The 15,025-nt window shown below is 69.5% G+C and carries 14 protein-coding genes; 7 read left to right on the top strand and 7 right to left on the bottom strand.

The window, feature by feature from the left end:
• Positions 1-26: 26 nt before the first annotated feature.
• From P3102_RS23275 to P3102_RS23260, 4 genes are all read right to left on the bottom strand, one after another.
• A complete protein-coding gene (locus tag P3102_RS23275; RefSeq protein WP_276361738.1) occupies positions 27-572 on the bottom strand; it encodes an isochorismatase family cysteine hydrolase in 546 nt (181 codons plus the stop codon).
• A gap of 145 nt (positions 573-717) precedes the next feature.
• Positions 718-987, bottom strand: coding sequence for a hypothetical protein (locus P3102_RS23270; RefSeq protein WP_276361737.1), 270 nt, complete (start codon positions 985-987; stop codon positions 718-720).
• A gap of 173 nt (positions 988-1,160) precedes the next feature.
• Entirely contained in the window at positions 1,161-3,113 is a 1,953-nt protein-coding gene (glpK, locus tag P3102_RS23265) for a glycerol kinase GlpK (RefSeq protein ID WP_276361735.1), read from the bottom strand.
• 13 nt (positions 3,114-3,126) lie between these two features.
• Positions 3,127-3,894 (bottom strand): IclR family transcriptional regulator, encoded by a 768-nt coding sequence (locus P3102_RS23260; protein WP_276361734.1) that lies wholly within the window; start codon positions 3,892-3,894, stop codon positions 3,127-3,129.
• A 151-nt stretch (positions 3,895-4,045) separates the two neighbouring features.
• On the opposite strand from P3102_RS23260, the gene P3102_RS23255 reads away from it, so the two are divergent.
• From P3102_RS23255 to glpD, 3 genes are read left to right on the top strand one after another with little or no spacing between them, the layout of a single operon-like run.
• Positions 4,046-4,840, top strand: a complete 795-nt coding sequence (locus P3102_RS23255) for an MIP/aquaporin family protein (protein WP_276361732.1) — start codon at positions 4,046-4,048, stop codon at positions 4,838-4,840.
• A gap of 12 nt (positions 4,841-4,852) precedes the next feature.
• Positions 4,853-6,370: a glycerol kinase GlpK gene (gene glpK, locus P3102_RS23250; RefSeq protein ID WP_276361731.1), complete on the top strand. Its 1,518-nt coding sequence runs from the start codon at positions 4,853-4,855 to the stop codon at positions 6,368-6,370.
• Between the two features lie 23 nt (positions 6,371-6,393).
• Positions 6,394-8,088, top strand: a complete 1,695-nt coding sequence (gene glpD, locus P3102_RS23245; RefSeq protein ID WP_276361729.1) for a glycerol-3-phosphate dehydrogenase — start codon at positions 6,394-6,396, stop codon at positions 8,086-8,088.
• Between the two features lie 93 nt (positions 8,089-8,181).
• On the opposite strand, the gene P3102_RS23240 is transcribed toward glpD, so the two are convergent.
• On the bottom strand, positions 8,182-8,913 hold the full coding sequence (locus P3102_RS23240; protein WP_276361728.1) for an NAD(P)H-binding protein: 732 nt from the start codon (positions 8,911-8,913) through the stop codon (positions 8,182-8,184).
• Positions 8,914-9,027: 114 nt separating this feature from the next.
• Between P3102_RS23240 and P3102_RS23235 the strand changes: the two genes are divergently transcribed.
• The gene (locus P3102_RS23235) at positions 9,028-9,504 is read left to right on the top strand and encodes an Rrf2 family transcriptional regulator (protein ID WP_276371308.1); all 477 of its coding nucleotides are present in this window, start codon (positions 9,028-9,030) and stop codon (positions 9,502-9,504) included.
• Positions 9,505-9,889: 385 nt separating this feature from the next.
• On the opposite strand, the gene P3102_RS23230 is transcribed toward P3102_RS23235, so the two are convergent.
• Positions 9,890-10,522, bottom strand: coding sequence for a TetR/AcrR family transcriptional regulator C-terminal domain-containing protein (locus tag P3102_RS23230; RefSeq protein ID WP_276361726.1), 633 nt, complete (start codon positions 10,520-10,522; stop codon positions 9,890-9,892).
• 97 nt (positions 10,523-10,619) lie between these two features.
• Here P3102_RS23230 and P3102_RS23225 point away from each other — a divergent pair, with 97 nt between their 5' ends.
• Genes P3102_RS23225 through P3102_RS23215 form a run of 3 tightly spaced genes read left to right on the top strand, consistent with a single transcriptional unit; the run spans position 10,620 to position 13,851 of the window.
• Positions 10,620-12,029, top strand: a complete 1,410-nt coding sequence (locus P3102_RS23225) for an FAD-dependent monooxygenase (protein ID WP_276361725.1) — start codon at positions 10,620-10,622, stop codon at positions 12,027-12,029.
• 59 nt (positions 12,030-12,088) lie between these two features.
• Positions 12,089-13,294, top strand: coding sequence for an MFS transporter (locus P3102_RS23220; RefSeq protein ID WP_276361724.1), 1,206 nt, complete (start codon positions 12,089-12,091; stop codon positions 13,292-13,294).
• Entirely contained in the window at positions 13,291-13,851 is a 561-nt protein-coding gene (locus P3102_RS23215; RefSeq protein WP_276361722.1) for a TetR family transcriptional regulator, read from the top strand. Before P3102_RS23220 ends, P3102_RS23215 begins: the two co-directional genes overlap by 4 nt.
• Before the next feature lie 206 nt (positions 13,852-14,057).
• On the opposite strand, the gene P3102_RS23210 is transcribed toward P3102_RS23215, so the two are convergent.
• The gene (locus P3102_RS23210) at positions 14,058-15,023 is read right to left on the bottom strand and encodes an aldo/keto reductase (RefSeq protein WP_276361721.1); all 966 of its coding nucleotides are present in this window, start codon (positions 15,021-15,023) and stop codon (positions 14,058-14,060) included.
• Between the last annotated feature and the right edge of the window lie 2 nt (positions 15,024-15,025).

Raw genomic sequence — 15,025 nt, 5'->3', positions numbered from 1 at the left:
CGAGCCGATCGTACGAGCGGGCTCACTCAGCCGGTGAACTCGACCTCCGCCGAGGGCACCACGCGCAGCCTGCCACCCGGGTGGATCGCGGTGCTCAGGAGCAGGTTGTGCCGGGCGACGACCTGCTCGGCGGTCAGGCCGGTGATGGGATCGCCGTCGGCGGACGGCGCGTGGCCGTCGCCGACCAGCACGACGTCCAGACCGTGGCTCTGCGCGGACCGGGCGGTCGCGTCGACGCAGTAGTCGGTGGCCAGCCCGGTCAGCACCACGGTGTCGACGCCCCGGTCGGCGAGCAGCCCCGCCAGCCCGGTGCGGTAGAACGAATCCGTGGCCGTCTTGTCGACCACCAGGTCGACCGGTTCGAGACCGAGCAGCGCGCTGACCCGGGTGGCCGGTGACGCGGGATCGAAGTCGGTGCCGGGGGCGCCGATCTGCCGCAGGGCGATCACCGGAACGCCTGCCGCCCGGGCCCGGCGCGCCAGCGCGGCGATCCGGGCCGCCAGTTCCTCGCCGCGCCACACCAGGGGAACGAGCATGTCCTGCAGGTCGACGATCAGCAGCGCGGCCTTCATGTCCGGCAGCCTAGGGCAGCGCGGCGGGTGATTCGGTGTGGGCGACGGTGCGGTCGTCGAGCCAGGCGGGCTGGTCGTCGACGTTGCGGGTCACGTCACAGGTGTCCTGCCCTCACCAGACCCGAATCGCCACGCGCATCCGGCGTCAGACCAGCTCCGAAGAGACGACCGAGGGCAGCCCGCGCAGCCGCTCCAGCAGCGGCTCGACCTCGGCGGCGTCGATCAGCACGGCGCAGGTCATGGTGCTTTCGCGGACTCCGTCGCGCACGTCGACGGACAGGTCGTGGACCAGGCAGCCGAGCGCTTCGACCAGGCCGGGGATCTGGTCGACGCCGCCGACGAAGTAGGTCGCGATCCGGCGGCGGACCAGCATGGACGTACGAGGTGCGGGAAGCTGAACCGCGATAGCGGACATCGTGGGCTCCAAGGGCGGGAAACGTGCAGGCCGTGGCGGGCCAGGTCCCGGGAGATGCCCCGTGCCGAGGGGTCGCCGGAATGCGCGCCGGCGACCTGGTTTCAGCCGGCGCGCTTGACTACCAGTCGAGTCCAGCGGCGCACGGCGTCAGGCTAGCACGACCTACCCGCCAGTCACGAGAGCCGCAACCGGGAGCCCTGCTCGCGGATGTGCGCGGCCGAGCCGCAGCCGAGATCCAGCTGCCGCTGCCGTTCGGCCACGAACGCCCGGCCGAGGCCGGTACGGTCCGAAGTGGACAGTGTGCGCCGGAGTTCGTTCAGCAGGCCGCGTTCCTCCGCGCGGATATGCGCGTCCACCGAATTCTCCAGTGCCGCCAATGCTTTCTCGGAGTCGGTGGAATCCAGCACGGCCAGCAGTTCGGCGGCCAGCCCGCTCTCGGTCACATCGGGACGGACTATCCGCTCCGTCGCGGTGGCATGGGCGACCAGCGCCGCGCAGAGTTCCGCGATCAGCGCCGGACGGTCGGCCTCGTCGTTGCGGAGGTCGCGAAAGAGTTGCTCGATCCGGCGGTGCTCGGCCAGGACGACCTCGACCAGGTCGGAGCCGGGGGGAGCGGCCGCCGGACCCGGGCGCGTCCACCCGAAGGTCAGTTCCACGGCCTGCCGCCAGTGCCCGTATTCGCTGTCGCGGCGGGCCGGGTCCATCGTCGGCAGCCACTGGCCGGCGCGGTGCCAGTTCCGGCGCAGCCCCTCCAGATCCGGCCAGTACCCGACCGACAATCCGGCCGCGTACGCCGCGCCCAATGACACCGTCTCGGCGACCATCGGGCGGACCACGGGCACGTCGAGGACGTCGGCGACGAACTGCATCAGCAGGTTGTCGGCGGTCATCCCACCGTCCACTTTGAGCGTCGACAGCGCGAGCCCGGAATCGGCGTTCATCGCGTCGACGACCTCGCGGGTCTGCCAGCCCGTCGCCTCCAGGACGGCCCTCGCGAGATGCCCCTTGGTGATGTACGAGGTCAGCCCGGCGATCACGCCGCGCGCCTCGCTGTGCCAGTGCGGTGCGAACAAACCGGAGAAGGCGGGCACGATGTAGCAGCCGCCGTTGTCCTCGACCGTGCGCGCCAGCGTCTCGATCTCGGGCGCGCTGCCGATCAGCTCCAGCCCGTCCCGGAACCACTGCACCAGCGATCCGGTGACCGCGATCGATCCTTCGAGGGCGTACACGGCGGGCTCGTCGCCGATCTTGAACCCGACGGTGGTCAGCATGCCGTGCGCCGAGAGCACCGGCGTCGGGCCGGTGTTCAGCAACAGGAAGCTTCCCGTGCCGTACGTGCACTTCGCCTCGCCGGGCGCGAAGCAGGTCTGACCGAACAAGGCCGCCTGCTGGTCACCGAGCGCCGCCGCGATCCGAATCCCCGGCACCACCCGTGACGTCGTCCCGTACACCTCGGCCGACGGGCGGATCTCCGGCAGCATCGCGCGCGGGACGTCGAAGAACTCCAGCAGCTCGTCGTCCCAGGACAGCGTCCGCAGGTTCATCAACAGGGTGCGCGAGGCGTTGGTGACGTCGGTGATGTGGACGCCGTCCTCGGGGCCGCCGGTCAGATTCCAGATCAGCCAGCTCTCGACCGTCCCGAACAGCACGTCGCCGCGTTCGGCGCGTTCCCGCAGGCCGGGGGTCCTTTCCAGCATCCACCGGATACGCGGTGCGGAGAAGTACGTGGCCAGCGGCAGCCCGCACAGGCGCCGGACACGGTCGGCGCCCGGCTCGCGGGCGAGGTGTTCGAGCATCGCGTCGGTGCGGGTGTCCTGCCAGACGATCGCGCGGCCGACCGGGTTGCCGGTGTGCCGGTCCCACAGCACCGTCGTCTCGCGCTGGTTGGCGATGCCGAGGCCGACCACCTGCGCCGGTTCGACGCCGGCGTCGGCCAGCGCCTGCGGCACGATCCGGCCGACGTTGCGCCAGATCTCCGTCGCGTCGTGCTCGACCCAGCCCGGCCGGGGGAAGTGCTGCTGGTGCTCGCGCTGCGCGACCGAGACCAGCCTGCCGCGCGCGTCGAACAGGATGCACCGTGTCGAGGTGGTGCCCTGGTCGATCGACATCACGTAGCGCTGGACCACGCGCGCACCTCCATCACCATCGGGACGCGCCGAGATCGCGGGAGACCGCCCGTGCCGCGTCGCGTACGTGGCCGAGCAGCCGCGGGATCGGGCTGCCGTCGGCTTCACAGATCCGGTCCGCCGCGCCGGACACCCCGATCGCGCCGACCACGATGCCGCCTTGACCGCGGATCGGCGCCGCCAGCCCGGCCTCCCCGGTGATCATCTCGCCGTTCTCGCTCGCCCAGCCCGCCTCGCGCACCTTGCCGCAGGCGCGTTTGATCGCCGTCTGGGTGACCAGGGTCCGGCGGGTGTAGGCCTCCGGCCCGCCGCTGCGCAACGATGCCACGAGACCGGTGTCGTAGGCCAGGAGTACTTTTCCGAGCGCCGTCGCGTGCAACGGCAGAAGCGTGCCGACGTCCAGGGTCTGCAGACTGTCGTCGGGCCGGAACACGTGGTGCACCACTAGGACCCGGCCTTCCAGCGGCGCGCCGATCCGGACGGCCTCACCGCTGCGCGCGGCCAGGGCGTCGGCCCAGTTGATCGCGCGGGACCGGAGTTCGTTGACGTCGAGGTAGCTGGTGCCGAGGTGCAGCAGTGCCGCACCCAGTTGGTATTTCCCGGTGTCACGGTCCTGTTCGACGAAGCCGACCCCTTGCAGGGTGCGCAGGATCCCGTGCGCCGTTCCCTTGGCGAGCTCGAGGGAATCGGCGATCTCACCGACCCCGAGACGTCCCGAACCGCGCGCCAGCAACCGCAGGATCGCGGCGGCGCGCTCGATGGACTGGATCGGACCGGGCACGGCCCCACCGTAGCCCGACCGGCCCTGATTCGACAATGTCGAACGTCGTCTCCGCGCGTTCGACAATGCCGACCGGCGTCCGTTGACCCCGCGTTCCCGCGAACTTAACTTCGGCCTCAACAGGGCAACGGTGTCCTTTGTGGAGGAAGCAATGGTGCGAAACCTCAGAGCTCGCGGGCCGGCGGGCGAACTGGCGGCGGAGTTCGTCGGGACGATGATCCTCATCCTGTTCGGCTGCGGGGTGGTGGCTCAAGTCGCCGCCGCGGGCATCGGGGACCACGACAGCATCGCGTGGGCTTGGGGAATCGGTGTCACGCTCGGTATCTACGTGGCTTCACGGATCAGCGGCGCGCATCTGAACCCCGCCGTCACGGTGGCGCTCGCGGTGTTCAAAGGCTTCTCGTGGCGCAAGGTCGCCCCGTACGCCTTGGCGCAGACCGCCGGGGCGTTCGTCGCCGCGTTGCTGGTGCGCTGGAACTACACCGAGGTATTGAACGCCGCCGACCCCGGACTGACGATCAAGACCCAAGGTGTCTTCTCCACCCTTCCGGGTAACGGAACCCTTCCGGTAAGTGACTGGGGTGCCTTCCGTGACCAGATCATCGGGACCGCGATCCTCGCGCTGGTGATCTTCGCCATCACCGACCTCCGCAACACCGCGCCCGCCGCGAACCTCGCCCCGGTCGTCGTCGGCTTCCTGGTGGTCGCGATCGGCATGGCCTGGGGCACCAACGCCGGCTACGCGATCAACCCCGCCCGCGACTTCGGCCCGCGGCTGATGTCCTGGCTCACCGGTTACGACACCGCGTTCACCGATCAATACGGCTATCCGTACTGGTGGATTCCGATCGTGGCCCCGGTCATCGGTGCGGTCGTCGGCGGCGCGATCTACAAGTTCTTCATCGAGCGTCACCTGCCCGCCCAAGACGTCGAGCGCGTTTCCTGAAGGGAAGAAACCATGCCTGACTACATCGGCGCCGTCGACCAGGGCACCACCAGCACGCGCTTCATGATCTTCGACCACGGCGGCGGCGAGATCGCCCGCCACCAGCTCGAGCACGAGCAGATCCTGCCCAGACCGGGCTGGGTCGAGCACGACGCCACCGAGATCTGGGAGCGGACCCGTTCGGTCATCGCGACCGCGCTCAACAAGGCGAAGCTCACCGCCGCCGACCTCGCTTCGCTCGGCATCACCAATCAGCGCGAGACCACCGTCGTGTGGAACCGCCGCACCGGCCGCCCGTACCACAACGCCATCGTGTGGCAGGACACCCGCACCGACCGGATCGCCTCGGCGCTGGAGCGCGCGGGCAAGGGCGACGTCATCCGGCAGAAGGCCGGGCTGCCGCCCGCGACCTACTTCTCCGGTGGCAAGCTGCAGTGGATCCTGGAGAACGTCGACGGTGTCCGCGAGGACGCCGAAAAGGGCGACGCGCTCTTCGGCACCACCGACTCCTGGCTCATCTGGAACCTCACCGGCGGCCCCGACGGCGGTGTGCACGTGACCGACCCGACCAACGCGTCGCGCACGATGCTGATGAACCTCGAAACCCTTGAGTGGGACGACGAACTGCTGTCGTTCTTCGACATCCCCAAGCAGATGCTGCCGTCGATCGCCCCGTCGTCGAACGACGGCCGTTTCGGCGTCACCCGCGCGAATGGCCCACTCGGCGGCGAGGTCGCCATCACCGGTGTGCTCGGCGACCAGCAGGCGGCGACCGTCGGCCAGGTGTGCTTCCGGCCCGGTGAAGCCAAGAACACCTACGGCACCGGCAACTTCCTCCTCCTCAACACCGGCCACGAGGTCGTGCGCTCGAAGCACGGTCTGCTCACGACGCTGGCTTACCAGTTCGGCGACGAGAAACCGGTGTACGCGCTGGAAGGTTCGATCGCCGTCACCGGTTCGGCCGTGCAGTGGCTGCGCGACCAGCTCGGCATCATCAGCGGGGCGTCGCAGAGTGAAAGCCTCGCCCGTCAGGTCGAGGACAACGGCGGCGTCTATTTCGTCCCCGCGTTCTCGGGCCTGTTCGCGCCGTACTGGCGTTCGGACGCGCGCGGCGCGATCGTCGGGCTCACCAGGGCGACCACCAACGCGCATCTGGCGCGGGCGACGCTCGAAGCGATCTGCTACCAGACCCGCGACGTCGTCGAGGCCATGCAGAACGACTCGGGCGTGACGCTCGACGTGGTGCGGGTGGACGGTGGCGTGACCGCGAACGAACTGTGCATGCAGTTGCAGGCGGACATCCTCGGTGTGCCGGTGTCGAAGCCGGTGGTCGCCGAGACCACCGCGCTCGGCGCCGCCTACGCGGCGGGCCTGGCGGTCGGGTTCTGGAAATCCACCGACGAGCTGGAACAGAACTGGAACGAGGACAAGCGCTGGGAGCCGTCGTGGACGGACGAACAGCGTGCCGAGGGCTACGCGGGCTGGCAGAAGGCCGTCGGCCGCACGCTGGACTGGGTCGAGGTCGAGTGAGCCCGACGAACAGGAGGAACACAGTGACACCCGTACCGCTTTCCCCGGTCTACCGTGCCGAGACGCTGCGCAAGCTGGCTCGTGAAGAGGTCGAAGTCCTCGTCGTCGGCGGGGGAGTGACCGGTGCCGGCGTCGCGCTCGACGCGGCTTCGCGCGGGCTCTCCGTCGCGCTCGTCGAGGCCCGCGACTTCGCCGCAGGAACGTCGAGCCGGTCTTCGAAGCTGATCCACGGCGGGCTGCGCTACCTGGAGAACCTGGACTTCAAGCTGGTCCGTGAGGCGCTGAAGGAACGGGGCCTGCTGCTGCAGACTCTCGCGCCGCATCTGGTCCGGCCGGTGAAGTTCCTGGTGCCGCTCAAGCACCGCGTCTGGGAGCGCGGCTACATCGGCGCGGGTGTCACGCTCTACGACACCCTCGGTGGAGCGCGTGCCCTGCCGCGGCACCGGCATCTGTCCAAACGCGGCGCGGGCAGGGTCGCTCCCGGCCTCGCGGACGACGCCCTGATCGGCGCCATCCAGTACTACGACGCCCAGGTCGACGACGCCCGCCACACGATGACGATCGCGCGGACAGCGGCCGAGCAGGGCGCTTCCGTCCTCACCCGCGCTCGGGTGACGTCGCTGATCCGTGACGGCGAACGCGTCGTCGGCGCCAAGGTCGTCGACCGCGAGAGCGGCGCGGAGATCGAGGTCCGGGCGAAGACGGTCGTCGCGGCCACCGGCGTGTGGAGCGACGACATGGCCGAAGCGGCGGGCATCCCCGCGCCGTTCACCGTGCGCGCGTCGAAGGGTGTCCACCTGGTGGTGCCGCGCGAGAAGATCGACCTGGACACCGGGCTGATCCTGCGCACCGAGAAGAGCGTCCTGTTCGTCATCCCGTGGGGACGGCACTGGATCGTCGGCACCACCGACACCGAATGGGACCTCGACCGCGAACACCCGGCGGCCAGCCAGGCGGACGTCGACTACGTGCTCGATCATCTCAACGCGGTCCTGCGCACGCCGATCACCGCCGAAGACATCGAAGGCGTGTACGCCGGGCTTCGGCCGCTCCTGGCGGCGAAGGCGACCTCGACGACGAAACTGTCGCGGGAGCACGCTGTCGCGCATCCGGTGCCCGGTCTGGTGATCGTGGCCGGTGGCAAGTACACGACGTACCGCGTGATGGCCGCCGACGCGGTCGACGTCGCGGTGGACGACCTCGGCCGCCCGGCGCCGTCTTCGTGGACCGAGCGGCTGCCGATCGTGGGCGCGACGGGCTATCACGAGCTGTGGGGTGCGCGGCATTCGCTCGCCCAGCGCGCGGGGCTGCCGATCGGCCGGATCGAGCACCTGCTCCAGCGCTACGGCACCGCGATCGAGGACATCCTGGAGTCGATCTCGGAGCGTCCCGGACTGGGCGAGCCGATCCCGGGAACGGCGGACTACCTGAAGGCGGAGGTCGTCTACGCCGTCTCGCACGAGGGCGCGCTGCACCTGGAGGACGTCCTGACGCGGCGCACGCGGATCTCCATCGAGGAGCGTGACCGCGGCGTGACGGCGGCGCCGGTGGTGGCGGAGCTGATGGCGCCGCTGCTGGGCTGGGACTCGCACGAACGGGACCGCGAGGTCGCCCACTACCTCGCGCGGGTCGAAGCGGAACGTTCCGCCCAGACCCAGCCGGACGACGAAGCGGCGAACGCCCGCCGTCTCGCCGCTCCGGCGCTGCTGCCGAGCTGAGCTCCTGCGGTCGTGAGCGGGCGAGGTCTCCGATGCGGCATCGGAGACCTCGGACCGCGGCGGACGGGCCCTCACAGATTGGCTTGCCTGTCTCTACTCCAGCCAGTCGAGATAGCGGGTCTCGGCGATGCGGGCACCGTCCTTGGTGGTGAGCACGTCCCCCTGGACGGCGGCGAACATGCCCGCTGTCTCGTCGGCGGTCACCGAACGCGTGTCTTTCTTGGCGGCCAGGGTGATCCGGCCCAGTTCGGCCAGCGGGTACACGTCCGGGCCGCCCACGTCGAGGATCCCGTTCAGCGGCTTCCCGGCCGAGATCTCGGAGACCGCGGCGGCGACGTCCGCCGCGGCGATCGGCTGGATCGGCGTACTGGGCAGGCGGACCGTGGTCTCGTCGGCGGTCCAGGACAGCACCGCGTCGACGAATTCCATGAACTGGGTGGCGCGGACGATCGAGTAGGGGACGCCGCTGTTCTCGAGGATGTCTTCCTGCAGGGTCTTTGCCTGGTAGTAGTCGAGTTCGGGCACCTGGTCGACGCCGACGATCGACAGGATCACGAAGTGCCCGGTGCCCGCCTTCTTCGCGGCGGCGACGAGGTTGTCCATCGACGTCCGGAAGAACGCGGGGGAGGCGTCGTCGAAGGTCGGCGAGTTCGTGAGGTTGACGACCACGTCGGCGCCGTCGAGCGCGGAGTCCAGCCCCTGGCCGGTGAGGAGATCGACGCCGGTGGACGGCGAATGCGGCACCGCCTCGTGCCCGGCCTCGTTCAGCTTCCGTACGACCTGCGAACCGATCAGTCCGGTCCCGCCGATGATCGCGAATTTCATGAGCCAACGCCCTTTCTCGGTAGGTGCCCGCTAAATCGGACATCTCATGTCCGAGATAATACTCGGATACATTGTGTCCGAGTCAAGAGACGGGTTAGAGTCATCCGGGTGAAGATGTCCGGTGGGGTCGAGTGGGCCCTGCACTGCTGCGTCGTCCTGACCTCGGTCGACGAACCCGCGCCCGCCGCGCGCCTGGCGCAGCTGCACGACGTCTCCCCGAGCTACCTCGCGAAGCAACTTCAGGCGCTTTCGCGGGCCGATCTCATCCGTTCGGTGCAAGGAAAGGCCGGGGGATACGTCCTCACCCGGCCCCCGTCGGAGATCACGGTGCTCGACGTCGTGGAGGCCATCGACGGGCCCGGCCCCGCCTTCGTCTGCACGGAGATCCGGCAGCGCGGCCCGATGGCGACCCCGCCCGAGGTGTGCGCCGCGCCGTGCGCGATCAGCCGCGCGATGGCGAACGCCGAAGCCCAGTGGCGGGCGGCGTTGCGCGCGGTCTCCATCGCGAATCTGGCCGACGACGTCAGGGGTGACTACGGTCCAGGCGCGCTCGCCGGAATCGGCGCGTGGTTCAAGGCCGCCGAGGGGTAGCTGAAGGAATCGGCCCGGGTGGTCGCGCCCGGCACGCCGCGTGCCTCGAGGCGCGAGAAGTGCCCGCGGGATCACCGGCGTCGCCGCCACTCGTGAGCAAGCGGACTTCACGACCCGGCGCCGGCGTCACAGCCGTCCCACTGTCAACGGGGAACACATCTTAAGGGGGCGAATCTCCCTCCGTGCCTGCAGAGCAGGCACGGAGGCTTTCACGAACAGCAAACCGCCTACAGAGAGCGACCACACGCCCTGAAGCACGACGGGTGCGACTTACCTCTCATTACCCCTCTTCGCCACTCACGATCCTCGCGCGAGACTATGTGAAACACAGGGCTTCATGATCGACGCAAGCTGCATGGCATCGCGTTCCAACCTGAATCGCCACTCACGACCCGTTCTGCGGCGCGGCCGCGACGAGGCCGCTGATCAGCAGGTCCAGCGCCCGCGTGAAGTCCCGCTCGGGGTCCACGGCCGCCAGCGCCGGTAAGGCGCGGCTGAAGTTCGGCAGTGCCACCGGATCGATCCGCCGCAGGTAAGGATCTTGCCCGGTTTCACCACGGCGCGCCGTGGTGAAACCGGCGGTCGTCAGCAGCAGTGAGCCGAAGACGAGGCTGTTCAAAGCGCCCAGCGTCTGACGGACGCCGTCGTCCTCGAACCCGGCTTCGTAGAGCGCGCCGACGAGGTCCTCGACCGGCCGCAGGGCTCGCAGCGAATTCGGATTGGCCTCGTCGGTGGCCAATGCCATCGGCACGACCGGATGCCGGGCGAGCGCGCGGTAGAGGTTGAGCACGGTGACCCGCACCCGTTCCGGCCACGGCGTGCCGGGGTCGGCCGATTCGATTCCGCTGTAGACGCGCTCCGCGATGCCGTCGAGGATGTCGGTCTTGTTCCGAACGTGGTTGTACAGCGCCATCGCTTCGACGCCGAGCGTCTTGGCGAGCTTGCGCATCGACAGCCCCTTGAGGCCTTCCTCGCCGGCCAAGGCGAGGGCCGCGTCCAAGACCTTCTCTCGGTTCAACGGTTCTCTCCGCGTCATCTCGCTCCCTTCGCTTGACAGGTTTACGGTGTATCTATCATATTTACAGCGTAAATATACGCTGTAAATAGGGGGTGCTGTGCACGACGTGATCATCGTGGGCGGGGGACCGGTCGGCCTGCTGCTGGCCGGCGAGCTCCGGCTGGCCGGAGCCGATCCGCTCGTCCTGGAGGCGGCAGACGGGGCGGCCCACCGGAATCGGAGCTTCGGGCTGCGCGGGATCAACGGCCGCACTTCGCAGTCCTTGCGGCTGCGTGGCCTGACCGAGGCGTTCTCGAAGGCGCAGAAGGAGACGTCCGGCTTTTCCCGGCTGCTGAAAGGGAACCGCGCTAGGGGGCATTTCGCCGGCTTGCCCCTCGTCGAGGACGAGGTCCCTCCGGGAGCGGCTGGCGGGTTCGTGCTCAACCAACACGTCCTGGAACGGATCCTCGCCGAATGGGCCACCGAGCTCGGCGTTCGGATCCGGACAGGCCGCGAAGTGGTCGACCTCGTTCAGGAGCATTCGGGGGTCCGTGCCGTGCTTGCCGACGGCCGGTCCGAGCGGGCCGCCTATCTGGTGGGCTGCGACGGAGGCCGCAGTGTCGTGCGGAAACGGACCGGGTTCGCGTTCCCTGGCACGGACGCGACGATGACCGGCCGGGTCGCCGCGGCGGAGCTGGCCGATCCCGGCGCGGTGCACTCGGCCATGCACGGACCCGGCGGGATGGTGCACACGTCACTGGTGCCGGGCGAGATCTCCACCATGGAGTTCGACGGCGGACCGGGTGACCGCAACGCGCCGCTGACAGCCGGCGAGATGCGGGCGAGCATCAGCCGTGTCGCGGGGGTCGATGTCGAACTCGTCCGGTTCGACGGTGGGATCCGCTTCAGCGACAACACGCGTCAGGCCGCGACCTACCGGCGGGGCCGTGTCCTCCTGGCGGGCGATGCCGCCCACGTGCATTCGCCGATCGGTGGACAGGGGCTGAACCTGGGGTTGCAGGACGCGATGAACCTCGGCTGGAAACTGGGCCTGGTCGTCCGCGGACTGGCGCCGGAGTCCTTGCTGGACACCTACACCGCGGAACGGCATCCGGTCGGGGAACGCGTCCTGCGCAACACTCGGGCACAGGTCGCGTTGCTGCGTCCCGGCCCGCAGGTCGCCGCGCTCCGAGAGGTGATGGCGGAGACCCTGGCGATCCCGGCGGCCAAACGGCACTTCATCGCGATGAGCAACGGGGACGACATCGACTACGCGCCGGACGCCACGCATCCGCTGGTCGGCCGGTTCGCCCCGCGGCCGCTGGTGTCGGAGGACGGATGCGCGCTCCTGGTGGCCCGTGCGGACGAGTGCCGTGCCGTTGCGAACGGCCGCGTGCGGTTCGTCGAGGCCGAATCCGATCAGGCCTTTCTGATGCGGCCGGACGGCTACGTCGCCTGGGCCGCGCAGGACGGCGAGACGGCAGGGCTGGCCGAAGCGCTCGCGCTCGTTGCGGGACGGGCGCCATGAGGGTATAAAGTGAAACGATTGTTCAAAATGTAACGATCGTTCGAGTTGTGGGGTGTGCCGTGCCGGGCCGATATCGAGAGCTGTTTTCCGCCAAGGGCTCTCTCGCCTTCTCCGCCGCCGGGCTGGTCGCGCGGATCCCGGTCCCCATGATGGGGATCGGGATCATCACGATGCTGGCGCAGACACGGGGGGACTACGGGCTCGCCGGACTGGTCTCGGCGGCGTTCACGCTGTCCACGGCGCTGCTCGGGCCGCAGGTCTCGAGGCTGGTGGACCGCCGGGGGCAGAGCCGGATCCTGGTGCCCGTCACCGGGATCAGTGTGCTGGCGCTCGGCGCGCTCCTGCTCTGCGCGCGGTCCGGGGCGCCGGTCTGGACGCTGTACGTGTCCGCGGTCCTCGCCGGCTTCATGCCCAGCATGGCGGCGATGGTCCGGGCCCGGTGGTCGCGGCTGTACCGCGGCTCGCCTCGGCTGCACACGGCCTTCGCGCTGGAATCGGTGGTCGACGAACTGACCTTCGTCATCGGTCCCGCTCTCTCGGTCGCGTTGTGCACCACCGTGTTCCCGGAAGCGGGGCCGCTGGTCGCCGTGGTGTTCCTCGTCGCCGGAGTGCTGTTGTTCGTCGCGCAACGCGAGACGGAGCCGCCCGTGCTGCCGCCGAGTGGAACTTCCGGGAGTTCGGCGATCCGGTTGGGTGCGGTGCGGGTGCTGGTCCTGACGCTGGTGGCGGGCGGCGTCATCGTCGGCACGGTCGACGTCGTCAGCGTGGCGTTCGCCCGGCAGGCCGGGTCGCCGTCGGCCGCGGGCATCGTCGTTTCGGTCTACGCGGTGGGTTCCGCGATCTCGGGACTGGTCTTCGGAACGCTCAAGCTTGCCGTGACACCGCCTCGGCTGCTGCTGATCGGCACCGCGGGCACGGCCGCGAGCGTGATGCCGTTGCTGGTCGTGGACGGTGTCGTGAGCCTGTGCGCGGTGGTGTTCGTCGCCGGATTTTTCTTCTCTCCCACGATGATCGTCGTCATGGGGATGATCGAGAAGATCGTTCCGGCGGAGAAGCTGACCGAGGGGATGACGTGGGCGATCACCGGTCTCAGCATCGGGGTCGCGCTCGGCGCCGCGGTGTCGGGCGAGATCGTCGACCGCTTCGGGCCGGATGGCGGGTTCGCCGTCGCGGTGGCCGCCGGTGGCTTGATCATCTTGATCGCCTTGCTCTCCTATCCTCTGCTGAGCAGGAAGACCACGATCAGTGAGGAGGCGGCACGGTGAACGCGCCGAGCGCCGATGGCCGTCTCGCCAAGGGCGAGCACCGCAAACGGGAACTGATCGAGGCCACCTTGCGCATCGTCGCGCGGGACGGGGTTTCGGGGGTCAGTCATCGCACCGTCGCCCGTGAGGCGGGGCTGCCCGCGACAGCGGCCGCGTACCACTTCCGGGGGATCGAAGCCCTGCTGACGGCCGCGCTCACCCAGTGCATGGACGAAGACGCCGAGCGGATGCGCGTCCTCGCCGCCGAGGCCGACGGCGGCATGGACGCGCTGCGGAGATTCGCCGCCTTGATGGCCGAAGTCGTCGCCAAGCCCGGACATCTGCTGGCGGAGTACGAGCTGTATCTCCTGGCGGCGCGCGAGCCGAAGCTCCGCGAAGCGACCGATCGCTGGATGGCCGCCTTGGCGGACTTCGCCCGCCGCCACACCGACGATCCGGTGCGGGTCGAGATGCTGGTCGGACTGGTGGACGGGTTGCTGCTGCAGGGTTTGCTGCGCGACGAACCGCCGACGGCGGAACGGTTCGAGGCCATCTTGCGGACCGCCTTGGCGTCGTGAGTGGGGGCGAGCGCGGTGTGAAAGGGGCTTCCCCAACCCCGGAGGAGGTGAAGGTGCGCGGCAGGCCCAGGTGGTCGTGCGTGGCGATTCGGGCCTGGGATAGCTACCTGCGGGCAGCACGTGTGTTTCGACGGACGACATCGGTGACTGGAGGGACGACACGCGTGTCCAGCCGGATGGAACCCCATCGCCACTCAGACCCTGGCTCAGATGATCGCGGGCGGCGACCAGGTCAGCCGCGGATCCGTCTGCACGAAACTGCCCAGCAGCTGGTCGATCCGGGTCAGCGTGTCGAGGTCCAGCACCACCCCGGCCGCCTTCGCGTTCTCGGTCACCTGGGCGGCGCTGCTCACGCCGGTCACCACCGAGGCGACGGTGTCGTGCTGCAACGTCCAGGCGAGTGCCAGCTGGGCCATGGTCAGCCCGGCCTCGTCGGCGACGCCGCGCAGCATGCCGACGCGTTCGAGGAGGTCCGGCAGGAGCAGCGGCCGCGCTTCGGCGGACTTGGCGGCCCGGGAGTCCGGTGGGAGCACCCCCGGCCGGTACTTGCCGGTCAGGACGCCTTGCGCGAGGGGGATCGAGGCGAACTGGCCGATCCCGGCGCGTTCGCAGACCGGCATCACCTGCGCTTCGGCGACCCGCCAGAGCATGGAGTAGTGCGGTTGGTTGGCGATGAGCGGGACGCCGTGCCGTTCGGCGATCGGCCGTGCCTCGAGCAGCTGTTCCGCCGTCCATTCCGCGGTGCCCGCGTAGAGGATCTTTCCCTGCCGCACCAGATCCGACAGCGCGAGGAACGTTTCCTCCAGCGGTGTGCGGTAGTCGAACCGCAGCAACTGGTAGACGTCGATGTAGTCGGTGCGCAGCCGCCGCAGCGATCCGTGCAGGGACGTGGTCAGGTGTTTGCGGCTGAGGCCGGCGTCGTTGACACCCGGGCCTTCCGGCCAGAAGACACCGGTGCAGAGGACGAGATCGTCGCGGCGCGCGGGGCTCAGTGCCGCGGCGAGGCTTTCTTCGGCGGCGCCGCCGCCCCAGGCCGCGGCGGTGTGGAAGGTCGTGATGCCCGCGTCGAGCGCGGCCGGGACGCATTCCGCGCCGTCGCGGTGCGTGAGCCAGTTGCCATAGGAGATTTCGCTGACGGAGAGCCCGCTCGCGCCGAGCCTGCGGTATTCCATGG

The organism is Amycolatopsis sp. QT-25, from assembly GCF_029369745.1.
Classification (GTDB): Bacteria; Actinomycetota; Actinomycetes; order Mycobacteriales; family Pseudonocardiaceae; genus Amycolatopsis.
Note: the sequence above shows the minus strand (reverse complement) of the source record. Positions and strands in the feature narration are given on the sequence as shown.

Excerpts from the sequence above, each read along its gene's own strand:
- P3102_RS23270 (WP_276361737.1), bottom strand. The coding sequence starts at position 987 with ATGTCCGCTATCGCGGTTCAGCTTCCCGCACCTCGTACGTCCATGCTG.
- P3102_RS23255 (WP_276361732.1), top strand. The coding sequence starts at position 4,046 with ATGGTGCGAAACCTCAGAGCTCGCGGGCCGGCGGGCGAACTGGCGGCG.
- P3102_RS23275 (WP_276361738.1), bottom strand. The coding sequence starts at position 572 with ATGAAGGCCGCGCTGCTGATCGTCGACCTGCAGGACATGCTCGTTCCC.
- P3102_RS23235 (WP_276371308.1), top strand. The coding sequence starts at position 9,028 with ATGTCCGGTGGGGTCGAGTGGGCCCTGCACTGCTGCGTCGTCCTGACC.
- glpK (WP_276361731.1), top strand. The coding sequence starts at position 4,853 with ATGCCTGACTACATCGGCGCCGTCGACCAGGGCACCACCAGCACGCGC.
- P3102_RS23240 (WP_276361728.1), bottom strand. The coding sequence starts at position 8,913 with ATGAAATTCGCGATCATCGGCGGGACCGGACTGATCGGTTCGCAGGTC.
- P3102_RS23210 (WP_276361721.1), bottom strand. The coding sequence starts at position 15,023 with ATGGAATACCGCAGGCTCGGCGCGAGCGGGCTCTCCGTCAGCGAAATC.